This is a genomic window from Flavobacterium lotistagni (assembly GCF_011392125.1).
GTDB classification, from domain to species: Bacteria; Bacteroidota; Bacteroidia; order Flavobacteriales; family Flavobacteriaceae; genus Flavobacterium; species Flavobacterium lotistagni.
In genome coordinates this window covers 461068-479296 of the sequence record NZ_JAAJBU010000001.1, presented here as the reverse complement: position 1 = coordinate 479296, position 18229 = coordinate 461068, and the positions used below count along the sequence as shown (strand labels likewise).

At 41.5% G+C, this 18229-nt stretch carries 21 protein-coding genes and 1 tRNA gene; 11 read left to right on the top strand and 11 right to left on the bottom strand.

The window, feature by feature from the left end; all coding sequences use genetic code 11:
* Nucleotides 1–63 precede the first annotated feature (63 nt).
* Nucleotides 64–2073, top strand: a complete 2010-nt coding sequence (locus tag G4D82_RS02060) for a tetratricopeptide repeat-containing sensor histidine kinase (protein ID WP_166333924.1) — start codon at nt 64–66, stop codon at nt 2071–2073.
* 12 nt (nt 2074–2085) lie between these two features.
* Nucleotides 2086–2754 (top strand): response regulator, encoded by a 669-nt coding sequence (locus G4D82_RS02055; protein ID WP_166333922.1) that lies wholly within the window; start codon nt 2086–2088, stop codon nt 2752–2754.
* A 274-nt stretch (nt 2755–3028) separates the two neighbouring features.
* Here the strand turns inward: G4D82_RS02055 and thiL are convergent, their stop codons facing one another.
* From thiL to G4D82_RS02020, 7 genes are all read right to left on the bottom strand, one after another.
* Complete coding sequence (gene thiL, locus G4D82_RS02050) at nt 3029–4078, bottom strand: thiamine-phosphate kinase (RefSeq protein ID WP_166333920.1); 1050 nt, start codon at nt 4076–4078, stop codon at nt 3029–3031.
* Nucleotides 4079–4323: 245 nt separating this feature from the next.
* Nucleotides 4324–6120 carry a translation elongation factor 4 gene (gene lepA, locus G4D82_RS02045; protein WP_166333918.1) on the bottom strand — a complete coding sequence of 599 codons (1797 nt, stop codon included), beginning with the start codon at nt 6118–6120 and terminating at the stop codon, nt 4324–4326.
* Between the two features lie 291 nt (nt 6121–6411).
* Entirely contained in the window at nt 6412–6768 is a 357-nt protein-coding gene (locus tag G4D82_RS02040; RefSeq protein WP_166333916.1) for a hypothetical protein, read from the bottom strand.
* On the bottom strand, nt 6765–7256 hold the full coding sequence (locus tag G4D82_RS02035; protein WP_166333914.1) for a DoxX family protein: 492 nt from the start codon (nt 7254–7256) through the stop codon (nt 6765–6767). The genes G4D82_RS02040 and G4D82_RS02035 overlap by 4 nt, the downstream gene beginning before the upstream one ends.
* A 21-nt stretch (nt 7257–7277) precedes the next feature.
* Entirely contained in the window at nt 7278–7937 is a 660-nt protein-coding gene (locus tag G4D82_RS02030) for a GIN domain-containing protein (protein ID WP_166333912.1), read from the bottom strand.
* A 66-nt stretch (nt 7938–8003) separates the two neighbouring features.
* A complete protein-coding gene (locus tag G4D82_RS02025; protein ID WP_166333910.1) occupies nt 8004–8357 on the bottom strand; it encodes a hypothetical protein in 354 nt (117 codons plus the stop codon).
* An 87-nt stretch (nt 8358–8444) separates the two neighbouring features.
* The gene (locus tag G4D82_RS02020; RefSeq protein ID WP_166333908.1) at nt 8445–9644 is read right to left on the bottom strand and encodes a helix-turn-helix domain-containing protein; all 1200 of its coding nucleotides are present in this window, start codon (nt 9642–9644) and stop codon (nt 8445–8447) included.
* A gap of 108 nt (nt 9645–9752) precedes the next feature.
* On the opposite strand from G4D82_RS02020, the gene dusB reads away from it, so the two are divergent.
* Nucleotides 9753–10745 carry a tRNA dihydrouridine synthase DusB gene (gene dusB, locus G4D82_RS02015; protein ID WP_166333906.1) on the top strand — a complete coding sequence of 331 codons (993 nt, stop codon included), beginning with the start codon at nt 9753–9755 and terminating at the stop codon, nt 10743–10745.
* Nucleotides 10746–10748: 3 nt separating this feature from the next.
* On the opposite strand, the gene G4D82_RS02010 is transcribed toward dusB, so the two are convergent.
* The 3 genes from G4D82_RS02010 to rbfA are packed head-to-tail and all read right to left on the bottom strand — an operon-like array spanning nt 10749 to nt 12629.
* The gene (locus G4D82_RS02010) at nt 10749–11000 is read right to left on the bottom strand and encodes an FUSC family protein (RefSeq protein WP_166333904.1); all 252 of its coding nucleotides are present in this window, start codon (nt 10998–11000) and stop codon (nt 10749–10751) included.
* A 30-nt stretch (nt 11001–11030) separates the two neighbouring features.
* Entirely contained in the window at nt 11031–12236 is a 1206-nt protein-coding gene (locus G4D82_RS02005) for an ABC transporter permease (RefSeq protein ID WP_166333901.1), read from the bottom strand.
* On the bottom strand, nt 12237–12629 hold the full coding sequence (gene rbfA / locus G4D82_RS02000; protein WP_166333899.1) for a 30S ribosome-binding factor RbfA: 393 nt from the start codon (nt 12627–12629) through the stop codon (nt 12237–12239).
* 248 nt (nt 12630–12877) lie between these two features.
* Between rbfA and mce the strand changes: the two genes are divergently transcribed.
* The 3 genes from mce (at nt 12878) to G4D82_RS14555 (ending at nt 13906) form a co-directional block, all read left to right on the top strand.
* Complete coding sequence (mce, locus tag G4D82_RS01995; protein WP_166333897.1) at nt 12878–13279, top strand: methylmalonyl-CoA epimerase; 402 nt, start codon at nt 12878–12880, stop codon at nt 13277–13279.
* 153 nt (nt 13280–13432) lie between these two features.
* Nucleotides 13433–13506, top strand: a tRNA-Ile gene (locus G4D82_RS01990).
* Between the two features lie 193 nt (nt 13507–13699).
* Entirely contained in the window at nt 13700–13906 is a 207-nt protein-coding gene (locus G4D82_RS14555; protein WP_394352281.1) for a PID-CTERM protein-sorting domain-containing protein, read from the top strand.
* A 27-nt stretch (nt 13907–13933) separates the two neighbouring features.
* On the opposite strand, the gene G4D82_RS01985 is transcribed toward G4D82_RS14555, so the two are convergent.
* A complete protein-coding gene (locus G4D82_RS01985; protein WP_166333895.1) occupies nt 13934–14524 on the bottom strand; it encodes a riboflavin synthase in 591 nt (196 codons plus the stop codon).
* A gap of 57 nt (nt 14525–14581) precedes the next feature.
* Here G4D82_RS01985 and pdxA point away from each other — a divergent pair, with 57 nt between their 5' ends.
* From pdxA to accB, 5 genes are all read left to right on the top strand, one after another.
* On the top strand, nt 14582–15643 hold the full coding sequence (pdxA, locus tag G4D82_RS01980; RefSeq protein WP_166333893.1) for a 4-hydroxythreonine-4-phosphate dehydrogenase PdxA: 1062 nt from the start codon (nt 14582–14584) through the stop codon (nt 15641–15643).
* Between the two features lie 81 nt (nt 15644–15724).
* A complete protein-coding gene (locus G4D82_RS01975) occupies nt 15725–16264 on the top strand; it encodes a YceD family protein (protein WP_166333892.1) in 540 nt (179 codons plus the stop codon).
* 9 nt (nt 16265–16273) lie between these two features.
* Complete coding sequence (rpmF, locus tag G4D82_RS01970; RefSeq protein WP_166333891.1) at nt 16274–16471, top strand: 50S ribosomal protein L32; 198 nt, start codon at nt 16274–16276, stop codon at nt 16469–16471.
* A 163-nt stretch (nt 16472–16634) separates the two neighbouring features.
* A complete protein-coding gene (locus tag G4D82_RS01965) occupies nt 16635–17633 on the top strand; it encodes a beta-ketoacyl-ACP synthase III (protein ID WP_166333889.1) in 999 nt (332 codons plus the stop codon).
* Between the two features lie 22 nt (nt 17634–17655).
* Complete coding sequence (gene accB / locus G4D82_RS01960) at nt 17656–18144, top strand: acetyl-CoA carboxylase biotin carboxyl carrier protein (RefSeq protein WP_166333887.1); 489 nt, start codon at nt 17656–17658, stop codon at nt 18142–18144.
* Nucleotides 18145–18229: the final 85 nt, after the last annotated feature.

Below are 18229 nucleotides of genomic sequence, written 5' to 3'. Positions count from 1 at the left end.
AAATCTACAACTTCAATAGCTCAAATCACAAGAACTTTATAAGTTGAATTTTATAAAGTAAAAATGAAGAAAATTATACTATTTATTTTATTTTTTATCGCTCTTTTTAGTTGTAAAAAAACACCACCAGGGCATTATTATGCCGACAAAAAAATCGATGACTTAATTGATAAAGCCGCAAATTTAGATTTAGATGCAGACACTAGAAATAAATGCAACGTTATAGCTCTAAATCAACTTATAGACTCAAAAAATGATTCACTAAATTGTTTAAGATTAGTTAAAGTTGCAAAAAATTTTGGAACATTAAATGAATGGAAGAATTTAAGAGTTACAGCTGAAACGATTTTAGAAAGGAGCACTCGAAATCACAACCAGTATTTTATAGGTCAATCCTACAGGTATTTGGGTTACTATTATGAGAATAGAAGCATCAATGATAGTGCCTTTTATTTTTTTTCGAAAGCGGAGAAAATCTATGCCTCCTTAAAAAATTTCAAGGAAACATGTAAAATACATATAGACAAATGTCTACTTCAATATTATACTAATGATTATCTAGGAAGTGAGGTTTCTGCGATAAAGGCTCTGAAAATTGCAAAAAACAATAATTTAATTGAATCTGAATATGACGCATATATTTACTTATATATGAATTCAATTCAGCTTCAAGATTTTTTGTCAGCAATAGAATATGGTAAAAAGTCACTACAATTAATTCAGAAACATTCAGCTTTTTTTAGGCCACAAGATATTGCATTCTCGCTTAGAGTTATTGGATGTTCATATTTTAGTGTTGGAAAAACCAATGAAGCACTCAAATATTATGAAATGGCATTGGATAAAAAACTTTGCTGTCATAGGTATTCAGTTACGTATACGGGCTTATTGGATAACTACGCGCTAGCTTTATTTCAATTACAAAGATTCAATAAAGTAGAAAAACTGCATTTAAGAGCAGCAAAAATCCGAGATTCCTTAAATATAGATCAAGGTAAAAACATGAATAAAATTTTCCTGTCAGAATATTATTTCCAAACTAATCAAAAAGAAAAGGCAAAGTCGTACGCAAATCGAGCCTTATCACTTTCTAAAGAATTTTGCTCGCCTAACGATGTGCTATTCAGCCTCAAACAACTCTCCAAAGTCGACCCCAAAAACGCCCTTAAATATTCTCAAGAATATATCCGGATTTCAGATAGTATGCAACAACTTGAACGCGAAACCCGCAATAAGTTTGCAAAAATTGCCTACGAGACCGACGAAATCATTAAGGAAAAGCAGAGTGCCGAGAAAAAAAATCGCATCATTTCAGCTACTGCTTCTGGGTTAATCCTTGTACTTGTTTTGCTTTTAATTATTATCCTGCAACGGGCCAAGCAAAAACGGCTAGAGCTCGAACAAGTGCAACAAAAGGCCAATGAAGAAATCTACAATTTACTACTCGACAAACAAAATAAAATTGATCGTGGTCGCAGAATCGAAAAGAAGCGAATTGCCCAAGATTTGCACGATAGCGTTCTGAACAGGCTCGCATCCACGCGTTTGAATTTGCACAACATCGCTGAGAATCCTGATGCACAGAAACTTCAAAAGTGCCTTCCATTTATCGATGGTATTCAAGACATCGAGAAAGAAATCCGCAACATTGCCCACGATTTGAACAGAGGAGCGTTTTCCAATGCGATTAGTTTTCTAGAAATAATTGAGTCGTTTATTGAAGACCAGCAAACCTTAAGCAACCGCAAACAACATCTGGAGATTGATCCAGCCATAGACTGGGAACTGCTTTCGAGTAACAAAAAAATACATATCTTTAGAATCCTGCAAGAAGCCTTTCAGAACATCAACAAACACTCTGGCGCAAAGAGCGTGATGGTGAGTCTTTTAAAACGAGACGAACACATTTTACTGGAAATTTTTGATGATGGCGACGGTTTCTCGTTCAACGAAAAGAAAAAAGGAATAGGTTTGCAAAATATATTTTCAAGGGCACATTCGTGTGGCGGTTCAGCGCAAGTTAAGTCGCGAGTTCACGAAGGCACTACAGTAATTGTAAAAATACCATTATAAAAATACAACTATATGGCCACAGCGGTAAACATTCTCATTGTAGACGATCATCCTTTTATTATTGAGGCATATAAAAATGCCATTCGAGGATACAACTCCAAAGGCGCTTACGAATTTTCAATTACCCAAGCCAAAGATTGTAAAACTGGTTATGAAGCCATTACCGAAGCATCAGAACCTTTTAATATTGCCTTTTTTGATTTGAGTATGCCGGTCTATGAGGAAAAGGGAATTTTTTCAGGTGAAGATTTGGCGCTGCTCATCAAACGCGACATGCCGGATTGCAAGATCATTCTGCTGACCATGCATACGGAACTGCTGAAAATCAACACGATTATCAAGAACATCAACCCAAATGGGCTAGTGATCAAGAATGATTTAACTTTTGACGAGCTACTATTGGCGTTCGATAAAATTCTCAAAGAAGAAAATTATTATAGTCAAACCGTAGTGAAACTTGTGAGCCAAATACAATACGACAATATTGAGATTGATGCCTTCGATAAGCAAATTTTATTTCACCTTTCTAAAGGCACTAAAACCAAAGATATTCCGCAATACGTGCCGCTTTCTTTAAGTGCGGTAGAGAAGAGAAAACTCCACCTCAAAGATTTACTGGATATAAAAGACGGCAACGATATTGATTTGATTCGAGAGGCCAAAAATAAAGGCTTGCTATAGATTTTTATCACAAACCGTAATTAAAAATGTGGGAAACCGTAATCGTTTTTGAGGAAACCCTCAGCACTTAAAATGGAGTACTTTAGTAATTTAGCACTATGTTATTGAGGTAGTAGTCGTATAACATAAAACATCAATTTGTTAGTGCTCGATGATCTAATTAGGGAGCGATCAAAAACACTGACCAAACTTATAGAAAAAGCGGCAAATTAGGGAGCGCCGCTTTTTTTATACCCAAAAGTTTCAAATCCAATTATTAATTATTCATTATTAACTATTCATTGTCTAAGGCGTTCCAACCGCGGGCTTTCAGAGCAATTTTTGTGTTGGCCCGAGTCACTAAATGAATACCTTCACTCGCCTCAGTCATATGTCCAATCACAGTAAAATTTGGGTTGCCTTTTATTTTGTCGAAGTCGCCGATGTCGATGGTGAACAGTAATTCATAATCTTCGCCGCCGTTGATTGCTACGGTGGTGCTGTCAATATCGAATTCCTCGCAAACATTGATGAATTGAGGATCCAGCGGAATTTTATCTTCATACAAATTACAGCCTACTTCAGATTGTTTGCACAAATGAATAATCTCCGAAGACAAGCCGTCCGAGATATCAATCATCGAAGTCGGTTTCACTTCCAACGCATGTAATAAAGTGCGCACATCTTTTCTGGCTTCAGGTTTCAATTGCCGTTCAATCAAATAAGTATAGGCTTCCAAATCTGGTTGCGAATTGGGGTTTACCTGAAACACTTGTTTTTCACGTTCCAATACTTGCAATCCCATATATGCTGCACCCAAATCGCCGGTGGCTACCAATAAATCATTGGCTTTGGCGCCATTGCGATAAACAATTTCTTCTGCATCGGCTTCACCGATAGCGGTAATACTGATGATGAGCCCTTTTTGCGATGAGGTCGTATCGCCGCCAATCACATCCACTTTATATTCTTGTGCGGCAAGGGTAATTCCGGCAAATAATTCCTCCAAAGCTTCAAGCGGAAAACGATTGGATACCGCAACCGAAACAGTAATTTGCGTGGCTTTGGCATTCATTGCGCAAATATCCGACACATTCACCACTACCGCCTTATAACCCAAATGCTTGAGCGGCATATAAGCCAAGTCAAAGTGAACACCTTCAATCAGCAAATCGGTCGACACGACTACCTTTTTATCTTTGAAATCCAACACGGCTGCATCATCACCAATGCCTTTCAAAGTTGTCGGTTGGTGAATTTCAAAATGTTTGGTCAGGTGGTCAATCAGGCCAAATTCGCCCAATTGCGAAATACTGGTGCGTTGCGGGTTTTTATCTTCAATCATTTTTGAGCAGCTAAGTGCCTTAGTGCCTTAGTTGCTGAGACGCAAAGGTATTAAGATGACGTATTAATCCCAATAAAATTTGCAAGGCATTTACAACTGGTCGGTAAGATTTTAAATATCGTCAGAACCAGAAAAATTCCCATAAAAAAACCGGCCATTTTCGTAACCGGTTTTCTATTTATTTAATTTCGCACTCAGGCACTCAGGCACTCAGGCACTCAGGCACTCAGGCACTCAGGCAGGCGCTAATCATTCAACTTCAACACCGCCATAAACGCCTCCTGCGGAATCTCTACATTCCCCACCTGACGCATTCTTTTCTTTCCTTTTTTCTGTTTTTCCAAAAGTTTTCTCTTACGCGAGATGTCACCACCATAACACTTAGCGGTTACGTCTTTTCTGAGTGCTTTCACGGTTTCCCGCGCGATGATCTTCGCACCGATAGCCGCCTGGATCGGAATATCAAACTGCTGGCGCGGAATGAGTTCCTTGAGTTTCTCGGTCATTTTCTTGCCGATATTGTATGCATTGTCAGCATGAATTAAAGCAGATAAAGCATCTACTCCGTTTCCGTTCAGCAGCACGTCTACCTTTACCAGGTTCGAAGCGCGCATACCAATCGGGTGGTAATCAAACGAAGCATAGCCTTTCGAAACAGTTTTCAACCGGTCGTAAAAATCAAATACGATTTCCGCCAGTGGCATGTCGAAATTGAGCTCCACACGTTCGGTGGTCAGATAAGTTTGGTTGGTGATGATGCCACGCTTTTCAATACACAAACTCATGACATTTCCCACATAATCCGCTTTAGTGATGATGGTCGCCTTTATAAACGGTTCTTCCACACGGTCGAGCCTTGAAGGTTCAGGCAAATCCGAAGGATTGTTCACCACAATCGGCACATCGATATCTTTTTTAGTATAAGCCAGATACGATACGTTGGGCACCGTCGTAATTACCGTCATATCAAATTCTCGCTCCAAACGTTCCTGAATGATTTCCATGTGCAGCATTCCTAAAAACCCGCAACGGAAACCAAAGCCTAAAGCCGCCGAACTCTCTGCCTGAAAAACCAGCGAGGCATCGTTGAGCTGTAGTTTCTCCATCGAGTTGCGCAACTCTTCGTAATCTTCGGTATCTACCGGATAAATTCCGGCAAAAACCATCGGCTTCACATCTTCAAAACCGGTAATCATATTGGTGGTTGGCGTTTTGGCATCGGTAATGGTATCGCCTACTTTTACCTCTTTGGCTTCTTTAATTCCCGAAATCAGATAACCCACATCGCCGGTAGAAATTACATTTTTAGGAACTTGATTCAATTTCAAAGTTCCGACTTCATCTGCAAAATACTCGTTGCCGGTAGCCATAAATTTAATCTTCTGGCCTTTTTTGATTTCGCCGTTCACGACACGGAAAATTACCTCAATCCCGCGAAAAGGATTGTAGACAGAGTCAAAAATCAATGCCTGAAGCGGCTCGTTGGCATCGCCTTTCGGTGCCGGAATTCTTTCAATAATAGCAGACAGAATATTCTCTACGCCAAAACCGGTTTTCCCCGATGCGTGGATGATTTCCTCTAACTTGCAACCGAGCAAATCCACAATATCATCACTCACTTCTTCCGGATTCGCACTAGGTAAATCTACTTTGTTGAGCACCGGGATAATTTCCAGATCGTTTTCCAGCGCCAGATACAAGTTAGAAATGGTCTGTGCTTGAATGCTCTGGGCCGCATCAACAATCAGAAGCGCACCTTCACACGCGGCAATTGAGCGAGAAACTTCATAAGAGAAATCTACGTGTCCGGGCGTATCAATCAGGTTCAAGATGTAATCTTCACCTTTATATTGATATTCCATCTGAATCGCGTGACTCTTAATGGTAATCCCGCGTTCGCGTTCCAAGTCCATATTGTCGAGCAACTGCGCCTTTTCCTCTCGGGCGCTCACGGTTTGGGTAGCACTGAGCAGTCGGTCGGCCAGTGTGCTTTTCCCGTGGTCAATGTGCGCAATGATGCAAAAATTCCTGATGTGTTTCATGTGTCTTTTTATTTGGGCGTTGCCTTCGGCCGGGCTTTTCGCACTCGCTTTTTTGCTGGTTAAAGTAATGCTCTTATTCTTAAAAATTACCTGACTGTCACTGGCAGTCCTCCTCTTAACCTCAAATGCAAAAAGAGCTCAAACAATGCTGCAATCCCTAACGCCGATAAGAACTAGCCCGCAAATATAGTCCAAACTTCATCAGCCTCAAAGCCCAGACAAACAAAAGAACCGAATTACTAATCCGCAAGTAACTCAGGCACTCAGGCACTAAGCTGCTCAGGCACTTCCCTAAGGTTGGTCGAAAACAGCGCTGAATTCACTATTTGAGTTTGCTGCAAAACGAACTGGCCGGTTGTCTCGGTTTTGCAACTCGAAATTACCATTGACCGTAAATTTCACTTCCGTGCCTTTGTAACCGGTCAGATAGCGCACTTCAATTTGATACAAACTGTCTTTCACCAAGGGTTTCATTTCCAAATCAGATTCCCAAGATAGCGGGCTGTCAGCGCCTCTGATTCCGACCTTTTCTATATTTTTCACTTTGGAAACATCAAGTGTATAGGTCACTTTCTGGAGTTGGGTTTTTTGTACACAAGCGCTCATGAGTAATGAGATAAATGCTAGTAAAATAATATTTGTTTTCATTGTTTTTTCAATTTTAGCGTAAGTAAATAATCCAGCCCGAACCGACCAGAGCCGATAGCCATATTCACTAATGCAACCCATAAGAATCCGAGCGCAGGCAGCATGTTCCACAATCCGGCATTAAACTGTTGGGCAAAAATCGCCACAAGCATCGTACAGAGAATCAGAAAGGAAAATACTCTAGTCTGAAAGCCCAGCAACAACGCCAATCCGCCAACAGCTTCGGCAAAAGCACCCATCCAGGCCAGAAAAGCCGGAAACATAGCGAATAAGCCGCCGTATTGGGCCACATCGTTCGGAAACCAAAAGGCCACTTCAAAGAACCCAAGGTTTTTTTCCTCCGGTGACCAAGGCAGCCCAAATTTCGCCGCGCCAAAATCTGCGGTGAGCAAATAGCCACAAATAATACGCGGAACGGTTAACAAGATTTCTTGAAAGAGATTCTGTTGTAAAGTCGGTGCCCACAACCGGTAAAATAGTTTTTTCATGATTAAAGTATTTAAAGCTTCCTACAATAAGTTTCCGTTTCCAGTCCGTTTTGAATTAGCAGCGTATTTTGCTTTTCCGATGTTTTTGACGCTTCCATTTCCCGATATTTTTGCGATGATCTTTTGGTCAACGTTCACTAAGATGTTGCCGTTTCCGCTGCCTTTTATTTCGGCTGTTTTAACCATGAGCTCACCGGCAGAAATAGTTCCGTTACCAGAGCACGACACATCCAACAGGTCTACTTTTCCTGAGGCTTTGATGGCGCCGTTGTCTAGATTTTCCAAGCGCAAATAACCTCCTATAGCATTATTCACAACGATGACCGCATTCGAATTGTTCTTGATTACAGAAGCTTCGGGCATGGTAATTTTAATAAGCACATTCGTGTCTTCGATATACATTTTGTTGTCTCGATTTCCTCTGAAAGCTATTTTAAGTTGGTATTCCGTTGGGTTTTCCTCGAAAGCCAAGAGCGGGAAAAGGTTGTCGTCTATCACTACCGATATCGACCAAACCTTGCCGATTTCTATCTCGACCCGACCATCCAAATCTTCAATGGCAACTTTGTCAAAGCCTTTATAAGGATAAGAACGTTCGATCAATTTTCCCGAACCTCGGGTTTGTGCGTGAATACATGCTGAAGTCAGCAACAAAAGCAGCGTTAATTTGATTTTTTTCATAAAGATTGATTTTTATGATAGGCTACTTGCGCAGAAAACCTATCGATTAATGATTGAAACTCGTTTTTAAGGAATGTAGGTCATGCCCAGATTCAAATCGCCCTTGACCTTTAGCGAAACTGAAGCATACTGATCGCCGGTATTTTCGATAAGCAACGCGGTGTTTTTGGGTGTTTTGAGATAAATCTTTTCTTGCGGTTCTACTAAAACCGGATCCAGAGCAACGCCATGGAATGACTGGTAAACTTTCAGCACGGTAACACCTTCGTTTTTGAGATGGGTGCGGAAAATACCATGCTGGTTATTACCCAAGACAAAAGTATCTCGAGGTTTAATAGACGTGTTGGAATTCAGTGAGCCAATAATCCCGCAGGAAAAAATACTGAAAGCCAAAAATGCTATGGCTAAACTTTTCTTCATCGTTTGAATATTTGTGTTTTGATGAAGCAAAAGTGAAGCAATCTGAACCCTGACGCGCTTCAGATTATGATATGAGACCTAATTTATTTATGAGCCACTGCAGTATTCTTTCGGTGAAACGCCCGTATTTTTCTTGAACGCTCGGTTAAAGGTGGCTTTGGAGTTGAATCCGCAGTCGTATGCGATACCTAAAAGGGTCGACTTTTTTTGTGCGCCTTGTTGCAGCATCTTCTTCACCGCTTCCACGCGGTAGTGATTAATCAGGTCATTGAAGTTCATCTCGAAACCTTGATTGATGGCTTTAGAAACAACTGAAGCATTGGTCTGGAGTTGCTTTGCGATATCCGAAAGGGTCAGCTCCGGGTTTTCGTAGAGTTTTTCTTCGGTCAGTAGTTTTTCGATTTTCGCTTTCCAAGACTCGACTTCGAAGGTGTTTTTTTTCTCCGAATCTACTTCGGTTTCAATTACCGCTGGAGCATCGAGGTTACTTTCGCTTAAAACCAAGATAGCATGTTGGCCCACCGAAGGCAACTGAAAAGGAATCGTGGTCTGCACCGAATTCGAATAACCGGAAAGAGCGATATAAAATGTAATCAGCGAAAAACAAAGAAAAAACCACCAACTGCCTGTATAGGTTTTCATTTCAGGATAAAAAACCCCAATCAAATCAAACACCATTGGCAGCAAAAGCATTAACAAAAAAGCGATCAGATAATTTTTGATCCAGCGAAACAAAATGCTTTCGGCATAACTGGTGTAATGAAAAATCAGATTCTTATAGGCGTTATAAAATCGGATACTCAAAATCAGATAATACACCATCGAGGCCAAACCCAAATATTGGTACCAAGAGTCAAAATCTTTATCGGATTGATCGGCATAGAAGTAATAGCCTTTATAGATGAAATAATCGTAAGCCCACAAAGACACCATATAGATGAGGTAAAGCAATCCGGGAACAAAATGCAGCAGCAACCGATGGTTCAATCGAAAAGCCGGGTTCAATAAACTCTGTGTATAAAAATAGAGCAACGGCCCCATCAGCAGCAATTGTTGGAACGGCACATAGAACAGAATGTCGCGATACGGCTGATGGTCATACCAACCGGCAAAACCGAGCATCCAAGGCGCAATATATAAGGAGCACAAAATCAGGAAAACTCCGAGCCAGATATTGGATTGAATTTGCAAGCGGAAACCTTTCCAGAACAGCAGTAAAGCATACAAGACTCCGTGGACAAACGGAATAAGTAGCAAAGAAGAATAAAAGCCAAACTCGAAAAGCATAATGAAATTTAGCGAAAGATACTAAAACCAATGCTGTTATTCCAAACCTGAGAAACCAACGCTAAAAAATGTTTACTTTTGCCTCTTGAATTCGAAATCTGTTGCCGAATGGTCAAAATAGGAAACATAGAACTACCCGATTTCCCGCTATTGCTTGCTCCTATGGAAGATGTGAGCGATCCGCCGTTTCGCAGGTTGTGTAAAATGCATGGCGCCGATTTGATGTTCAGCGAGTTCATTTCTTCTGAAGGGCTCATTCGCGATGCAATTAAAAGCAGGCAAAAACTCGACATTTTTGATTATGAGCGCCCGGTCGGCATTCAAATTTTTGGTGGCGACGAAGAAGCGATGGCACTGTCTTCTAAAATTGTTTCTACGGTAAACCCTGATTTGATTGATATCAACTTTGGTTGTCCGGTCAAGAAGGTAGTTTGCAAAGGTGCCGGCGCAGCAGTTTTGAAAGATGTCGATTTGATGGTCAAACTCACCAAAGCGGTGATTCGAAGTACCGATTTACCGGTCACGGTCAAAACGCGTTTGGGCTGGGACGAGCACATGATCAACATCGACGAGGTAGCTGAAAGGTTGCAGGATATTGGCGTTCAAGCGCTATCGATTCACGGAAGAACGCGTGCGCAATTATATAAAGGAGAAGCCGATTGGTCGCACATCGCGCGCGTGAAAAACAATCCGCGTATTACGATGCCTATCTTCGGGAACGGCGATGTTGATTCGGTCGAAAAAGCACTCGAATATAAAAACCGCTACGGAGTCGACGGCATTATGATTGGCCGCGCGGCAATAGGTTATCCGTGGATTTTCAACGAAATCAAACACTACGCAAAAACAGGAGCACATTTACCAAAACCTACTATCGAAGACCGCGTGGAAGCCGCCAGAAATCACTTGATTTGGGCCATGGAATGGAAAGGCAAACATACCGGAATTGTCGAAACCCGCAGACACTACACCAATTATTTCAAAGGCATTCCGAACTTCAAAGAATACCGCACGCGCATGGTGACTAGCGACGAACCAGAACCGATTTTTCAAGCGTTTGAAGCTGTGCTGGAGAAATTTAGCGGAATGGAAATTTCCTAAGAGCTATTTCAGTTTTCTCTCTTTTAAAAGTTGCTCCACTTCTTGCAAATTGTGCTGAGGTTTCTGGGTCAGTTTATAAGCGATGAACAACGGTATCAAAGTGAATAATCCCCAAGTGTGTTTCACAACACTATAAACAACGATTCCAATCAGAAAGCCAATAAACAAAGCGGTTGTGATTGAAGCTGTTTTGATTTTTTTATATTCCTGCAAGAGCTCTTGATCGTTGAGTTCGGATAGGTTTTTAGATTCCATTTTCTTTAACACTTTAGTTAAGGTACAATACTAGAAAGTTTCCAACAATTTTTTAGTCACGCGGCTCGAAGCAATCCAAGAGGCCAACACGCCCAAAAGCACTATCGTTGCTAGCACAATCAATACATTTTCAAGCGAAAACACCACCGGATAAGCGAGCGTCGGAGTGATCATAATAACCTGAAAACGTTGTTGCAACAATACCACGACAATCCCCAATCCAAGGCCAATCAATCCGCCGATGACCGATAACAGCGTGCCTTGGAGCAAAAATATTCTCCGCAAATCGGCCACTTCTGCCCCGATATTGAGCAAGGTTTTTAGGTTGCTTTTTTTGTCGAGAATCATCATAATCAACGCACCAATTAAGTTGAACAACGCTACAATGATTACTAAAGTAAAAATCAAATACACCGCGATGTTTTCGGTGTTAAGCATTTTATAAAGGCTATCGTTGAGTTGGGCGCGGGTTTTCACCGTGATTTTTTGTCCCATGATTTTTTGCAGTTCACCCATCACGGCGCTTTGGTCGGCGCCTGCTTTCAATTTGAACTCAAAGGCCGAAATCTGGTTGGGTTTGAATTCCAGCAAAGCTTGGGCTAGGCCTAAATCTGCGAAAACGTACTTCGAGTCTAAATCTTCGCTGATGGCATAAATCCCGACCGGAGCCAGTTTGCATTGATTAAAAGCGCTCTCGGGGTTTTCAATAGCGCCTTTGCCGGCTTTCGGGACAAACACTTCAAACGGATGGTTGAAATCAAACAAACCGAGCGACAATTTCTGGCTGATGCCGTAGCCGACGACCACCTGATTGGTGTTAGGTTCAAACCATTGCCCTTGAAAAATGCTTTGCTGTACCGGATTCACTTGGCTAAAAACCGAATCCACACCTTTAAGATAAGTTACTTGTTCTTTGCCGTCGAATAGAAATAGTACGCGTTCCTCGATCACTTTACTGCTCGCGGCAATACCATTGATTTTTTTGATTTGCGCTTCCTGTTCGGGCGTGACCTGAAAAGATTTGCCCAAAACGCTGCTCATTTTCAAATCCGGATCAAAGGCATTGCTAAACGAAAGGCTGAAATCCTTGAGTCCGCTAAACACCGAAAGCACCACGAAAAGCGCCATCGCCCCGACAATAATCCCGACTGAAGCGATGCCATTGATGATGTTGATCGCGTTGTTTTTGCTCGCGCTCCGAAGGTATCGTTTGGCTATGTAAAGCGGGAAATTCACTTAGGCTTTTCTGCGTCGTTCGAGCAAATCGCGGTTCTCGATAGGGTTTTCTTTGGCCGATAAGGCGTTGTCGATTTTCTCGATATAGTCCAACGAATCATCAATAAAGAAAGTCAGGTTGGGCACTTTGCGCAGTTGCAATTTTACGCGCTGGGCCAAATCGTGTTTGATCAGCGGTGTGTTCGACTTGATTGCCGCCAAAGTTTCTGCTGCTTTTTCCTGCGGGAAGATGCTCAAATATACCGTAGCGACCGACAAATCCGTGGTGACACTTACTTTTGAAACCGAAATTACGAGGTTCTGAATATGGTTCTTACGGACTTCTCCTTGCAAAATATCCACAAGGTCTTTCTGTATCACGCCGCCAATTTTTTTCTGTCTGTTAGTTTCCATGGAGCAAAAGTAATGAAAAAGGTGCTGAGGCACTAAGTTTTTTAGAAGCTGTTTCCGGCTATTCGCTATATCTTCCGCTCTGCTGCGCGCCGCGAAAGGATGCCGCTGCTATCCGGGCTAGGTTTTTTCGGAAGGTTAGGGCTTCTGTTTCCACCACAAAAACGAAAAATCCCTATATTTGACCCATCAACCAGTCTGAATACGGGGTGTCTCAGACACTCAGACACTCAGGCACTCAGGCACTCAAAATGAGAAAAATAGAACACATCGGCATCGCTGTCAAAGACCTGGAAGTATCCAACAACATTTTCGAAAAACTCTTTGGCGCGCCGCCATACAAATCTGAAGCCGTGGAGAGCGAAGGTGTGTTGACTTCCTTTTTCCAAAACGGACCCAATAAAATAGAGCTTTTGGTCGCCACCAATCCGGAAAGTCCAATTGCTAAATTCATCGAAAAGAAAGGCGAAGGCATCCATCATATCGCTTTCGACGTCGCAGACATTCACGCAGAAATCAAACGATTGCAAGACGAGGGCTTTATCGTGCTCAACGAAACTCCCAAAAAAGGTGCAGACAATAAACTTGTAGCTTTTCTGCATCCGAAGTCCACCAATGGTGTTTTGATTGAACTTTGTCAGGACATACAATAATAAGAGCTACTCTGTTTGGGTTGCTTAATAGATAAAATGCAACAAGTCAACAATTCTATTTGGTGCGAATGAAAATTAGTGCTAATATTGCAACCTCAATCTAAACAGCGCCTTGAACAATCAATCGCTTTTTAGTGCTGCCCAAAGCAGTTTGGTCCTATAGCTCATTCGGTTAGAGCAACTGACTCATAATCAGTAGGTGCTTGGTTCGATTCCAAGTGGGACCACAAAAAATAAGGCTTTCAGACGAAGGTCTTTTTTTTCGATACTCAGATGATCGGTCTTTTTACGATGAGGATTTGAGTTCAATATTATTTTAAAGTTAAGAAATAGGAAAGCCTCTAGTACTCAATGGGGAGTTTTTGAATATTAAGAGAAAAAAATTTTGACGAAAGGAATTTTTATTTACTTTTACGACCTATGAAAATTGTCCCAGCAATATTTTTAAGTATTATATTCCTTATCGGAGCTCACGCTACAGCAGCGCCACAAGGTCCACCGCCGCCAGGAGTTCCGCCACCGGGTCTTCCTATTGACGGTGGTGTCATTTTGCTATTAGTGGCAGCTCTGGGATACGGTCTATACAAAGTCAATCAACGCATACAACATAAAAAAAATCCGGTATAACACCGGATTTTTTCTTTTTATAGGTATTTACTGGCGCAGTTGGTGCAATCGGGCCACATATTTCCCAATCACATCAAATTCTAAATTTACCCGCGAACCGATTTGCAGGTTTTTAAAATTGGTATGTTCAAAAGTATAGGGTATAATCGCCACACTGAACTCGTTGGCTTTAGAATCTACTACTGTCAGGCTAACTCCATTCACAGTAATCGACCCTTTCTCTATAGTAATGTTTTGTTGTCCCTGATTATACTCAAAAGTAAAATACCAACTTCCCTCAGCCGAGACGATACTTTTGCAGGTTCCGGTTTGATCTACGTGCCCTTGCACGATATGCCCGTCGAGCCGATCGCCGAGTTTCATCGCTCGTTCTAAATTTACTACTTCACCCGTTTTCCAATCGCTTAGGTTGGTTTTCAAAATGGTTTCGTGAATGGCCGTAACCGTATAGTGGTCTTCCTTAATGGCAACGACGGTAAGACAAACCCCGTTATGTGCCACGCTTTGGTCTATCTTGAGCTCGCCAGTTAAGCCGGAAGCTATCGTAAAGTCAAGATTTTGCCCCTTTTTTTTGATCTCTTCAATGGAGCCAAGGGTTTCGATAATTCCTGTAAACATTCTGGTTTTATTTTACTAAATTTGCCCGTCAAAATTAGCAATAAATAACCACAGCGCATGAAAAGAGCAGAAAATATCATCGTCGGAATTTCTATCGGGGATTTGAACGGAATCGGGAGCGAAGTCGTTCTGAAAACTTTCGAAGATTCTCGGATGCTGGAATGCTGTACGCCGGTTATTTTTGCCAATGTCAAGATCTTGTCGTTTGTCAAAAAAACGTTCGAATCTACTTCGATGCTTCACGGAATCGACCAACTCAGCCAAATCGTTCCCGGAAAAATCAACGTGCTGAACCTTTGGAAAGAAAGCGTTGAGTTGAATTTTGGGGTCAATGATGAAAATGTCGGAAAGTATGCCATCAAATCTTTCACAGCGGCAACCCAAGCCTTAAAAGAAGGTTTAGTCGATGTTTTAGTTACCGCACCCATCAATAAATACAACATACAATCTGAAGAGTTCAAGTTTCCTGGGCATACAGATTATTTAAATCAGGAACTCGAAGGCAATGCGCTTATGCTCATGGTGCAGGACAATCTTCGCGTCGGATTGCTTACCGATCATGTTCCGGTGAATGAAGTTGCCAAACAACTTACGCCAGAGCTCATCAGAAAGAAAATAGAAACGGTTCGCCAAACGCTTGTTCAGGATTTTGGTATCAACAAACCTAAAATTGCTGTGTTAGGGCTCAATCCGCACAGTGGCGACAATGGTGTGATTGGCAAGGAAGAAGTTGAGGTGATGATGCCGGTCATTCGCGATTTGTTTTCCAAAGGCAGTCTGGTTTTTGGGCCTTTTCCAGCGGATGGGTTTTTCGGAAGCAATCAATATGAAAAGTTCGACGCGGTCATTGCGGCTTATCATGACCAAGGCTTAATTCCTTTTAAAACCTTGTCGTTTGGCAAAGGGGTGAATTATACCGCCGGGCTCGATAAAATCAGGACTTCACCCGATCATGGAACGGCCTACGATATTGCAGGAAAAGGAATGGCAGACCACAATTCGTTCAAAGAAGCGGTTTACCTGGCGATCGATGTGTTTCATTCTAGGATTCAGCATCAGGAGATTAGCCGAAATCCGATGAAAATTAAGGAAAAACAGCTCGAGAAAAATAATCGCTAAAAAAAATCATTCAAGAGTTTTGAATGTTCAATTATTTTATATCTTTGCGCTCCCGAATCGCTCGGTCAAATTGTTGTTGTAATGAAGCAGTTAAATGAATTTTTAATTCCATTTGTGGGATTGAAGTTGGGCAAGCATCAATTTGAATATCAAATTAGCCAATCGTTCTTTGAGGATTTTGATTATGATGAATTTGAAGATTCTCAAATCAAAGTCAACATAACTCTGGAGAAAAAAACCACGCTGATGGAGCTTGGCTTCAAGCACCAAGGAACTGTAAAAGTGCCTTGTGACTTGACCGGAGAGCTTTTTGATTTACCTATCAAAGGGAAAATCAGGCTGGTAGTGCAGTTCGGAGAGCAGTTCAACAACGACAACGAAGAATTGCTGATTTTGCCGCACGGAGAATATCAAATCGATATCAAACAATACATTTACGAAATGATCGTATTGTCGGTTCCAAGCAAAAAAGTACATCCGGGGATTAAAGACGGCACATTGCAAACACCTGCTCTTGATAAATTAAAGGAACTATCCGTTAATCATCAGAAGCAACAAATAAAAGAAGAAGAAACGGACCCGCGCTGGGACCAACTAAAGAAACTATTAACGGATAAATAATACAGTAAAATGGCACATCCTAAGAGAAAAGTCTCCAAAACCAGAAGAGATAAAAGAAGAACGCATTACAAAGCAACCGTAGCTCAAATTGCTACTTGCCCAGTAACTGGAGAAGCGCATTTGTACCACAGAGCGTACTGGCATGAAGGCAAAATGTACTACAGAGGCCAAGTAGTGATTGACAAATCGCCGGTTGCGCTTGCGTAATTAAATCCCATGAATTACAACTGAACTCTCACCAAATGTGGGAGTTTTTTGTTGTTTATATTTATTAGAAATAAGCCCATCCCAAAAAAGGCTTTGTTTTATTATTTTTTGTAATTTCCACCCTTTATTAAATTCAGTGCATTTAATAAATTAATCGAGACTTATGAATACAATTACGGCCGCTATTACCGCTGTTGGCGCTTATGTTCCGGATTATGTGCTCACTAATCAAATTCTGGAAACCCTCGTTGATACCAATGACGAATGGATCACTACCCGAACGGGAATCAAAGAAAGAAGAATCCTCAAAGGCGACAAGCTGGGCACTTCCTACATGTGTATCAAGGCTGCCGAAGAATTAATTCGAAAAAGCGGAGTCGACCCTGCAGAAATCGATGCTGTACTGGTTTCTACCACAACGCCTGATATGCCCGTTGCAGCAACTTCCGTCTATGTGGCTACTCAAATCGGAGCGGTTAATGCATTTGCTTTTGATATCCAAGCTGCCTGTTCCGGATTTTTGTATGGAATGTCTGCGGCTTCAGCGTACATTCAATCTGGGCGTTACAAAAAGGTGCTTTTAATAGGTGCCGATAAGATGTCATCGATTATCGATTATACTGACCGTGCGACTTGCATTATTTTTGGCGATGGAGCTGGAGCTGTACTTTTTGAGCCAAACTACGAAGGTCTTGGTTTTCAGGATGAATACTTAAGAAGCGATGGTATTGGTCGTGAGTATCTTAAGATTGATGCTGGCGGATCTATGCTTCCAGCTTCTAAAGAAACAGTTGAAAACCGTCAGCATTACGTTTTTCAGGATGGTAAAACCGTGTTTAAATATGCTGTAACTGGAATGGCCGATGTGAGTGAGAAAATCATGCAAAGAAATAACTTGACCAAAGACACTGTAGATTGGCTATTAGCCCATCAAGCCAACCGCAGAATCATCGACGCTACTGCGGCCAGAATGGAACTCGACGAAAGCAAGGTATTGATTAATATCGAGAAATACGGAAACACCACTTCAGGCACTTTGCCTTTGCTCATGAATGATTTTGAGCATAAATTCAAAAAAGGCGACAATCTTATTTTTGCTGCTTTTGGCGGCGGATTTACTTGGGGTTCGATTTACCTCAAATGGGCGTACGACAAACAATAACACTAAATTAAAAACGAATATTATGGATTTAAAAGAAATTCAAAACCTTATCAAGTTTGTATCTAATTCAGGCGTGGCCGAAGTGAAATTGGAAACAGGCGATATCAAAATCACCATCAAAACCACGGTCGAAGGAAGCACACCTGAAATCACATATGTGCAACAAGCGCCCATTCAACAAGCTTTGCCACAAGCTGCTCCGGTAGCCGCCGCTCCAGCTCCTGCTGCTCCTGCTGCTCCTGCTGCTCCAGCCGCAGATGACACTTCTAAATACATCACTGTAAAATCGCCTATTATCGGAACATTCTACAGAAAACCAGCACCAGACAAGCCCGTTTTTGTGGAAGTAGGCGCCACAATTTCCAAAGGAGACGTACTATGCGTGATTGAAGCAATGAAACTTTTCAACGAAATTGAATCTGAAGTTGCTGGAAAAATTGTCAAGATTTTAGTTGACGATATGTCACCAGTAGAATTCGACCAGCCTTTATTCTTAGTTGATCCATCATAAATTATTTTAAATGCTAAATTTTGAATGCTATATTTTTAGTTATTCGAAGAATTTAAAATTTATAATTCAACATTTAAAATTATAT

Coding starts and splice junctions, on each gene's coding strand:
- thiL (WP_166333920.1), bottom strand. CDS start 4,078: ATGATTGAAGATAAAAACCCGCAACGCACCAGTATTTCGCAATTGGGC.
- G4D82_RS01965 (WP_166333889.1), top strand. CDS start 16,635: ATGAATACAATTACGGCCGCTATTACCGCTGTTGGCGCTTATGTTCCG.
- G4D82_RS02060 (WP_166333924.1), top strand. CDS start 64: ATGAAGAAAATTATACTATTTATTTTATTTTTTATCGCTCTTTTTAGT.
- G4D82_RS02030 (WP_166333912.1), bottom strand. CDS start 7,937: ATGAAAAAAATCAAATTAACGCTGCTTTTGTTGCTGACTTCAGCATGT.
- G4D82_RS02055 (WP_166333922.1), top strand. CDS start 2,086: ATGGCCACAGCGGTAAACATTCTCATTGTAGACGATCATCCTTTTATT.
- mce (WP_166333897.1), top strand. CDS start 12,878: ATGAGAAAAATAGAACACATCGGCATCGCTGTCAAAGACCTGGAAGTA.
- G4D82_RS01985 (WP_166333895.1), bottom strand. CDS start 14,524: ATGTTTACAGGAATTATCGAAACCCTTGGCTCCATTGAAGAGATCAAA.
- G4D82_RS02035 (WP_166333914.1), bottom strand. CDS start 7,256: ATGAAAAAACTATTTTACCGGTTGTGGGCACCGACTTTACAACAGAAT.
- G4D82_RS01975 (WP_166333892.1), top strand. CDS start 15,725: ATGAAGCAGTTAAATGAATTTTTAATTCCATTTGTGGGATTGAAGTTG.
- lepA (WP_166333918.1), bottom strand. CDS start 6,120: ATGAAACACATCAGGAATTTTTGCATCATTGCGCACATTGACCACGGG.
- G4D82_RS14555 (WP_394352281.1), top strand. CDS start 13,700: ATGAAAATTGTCCCAGCAATATTTTTAAGTATTATATTCCTTATCGGA.
- dusB (WP_166333906.1), top strand. CDS start 9,753: ATGGTCAAAATAGGAAACATAGAACTACCCGATTTCCCGCTATTGCTT.
- pdxA (WP_166333893.1), top strand. CDS start 14,582: ATGAAAAGAGCAGAAAATATCATCGTCGGAATTTCTATCGGGGATTTG.
- accB (WP_166333887.1), top strand. CDS start 17,656: ATGGATTTAAAAGAAATTCAAAACCTTATCAAGTTTGTATCTAATTCA.
- G4D82_RS02040 (WP_166333916.1), bottom strand. CDS start 6,768: ATGAAAACAAATATTATTTTACTAGCATTTATCTCATTACTCATGAGC.
- G4D82_RS02025 (WP_166333910.1), bottom strand. CDS start 8,357: ATGAAGAAAAGTTTAGCCATAGCATTTTTGGCTTTCAGTATTTTTTCC.
- G4D82_RS02010 (WP_166333904.1), bottom strand. CDS start 11,000: ATGGAATCTAAAAACCTATCCGAACTCAACGATCAAGAGCTCTTGCAG.
- rbfA (WP_166333899.1), bottom strand. CDS start 12,629: ATGGAAACTAACAGACAGAAAAAAATTGGCGGCGTGATACAGAAAGAC.
- G4D82_RS02020 (WP_166333908.1), bottom strand. CDS start 9,644: ATGCTTTTCGAGTTTGGCTTTTATTCTTCTTTGCTACTTATTCCGTTT.
- rpmF (WP_166333891.1), top strand. CDS start 16,274: ATGGCACATCCTAAGAGAAAAGTCTCCAAAACCAGAAGAGATAAAAGA.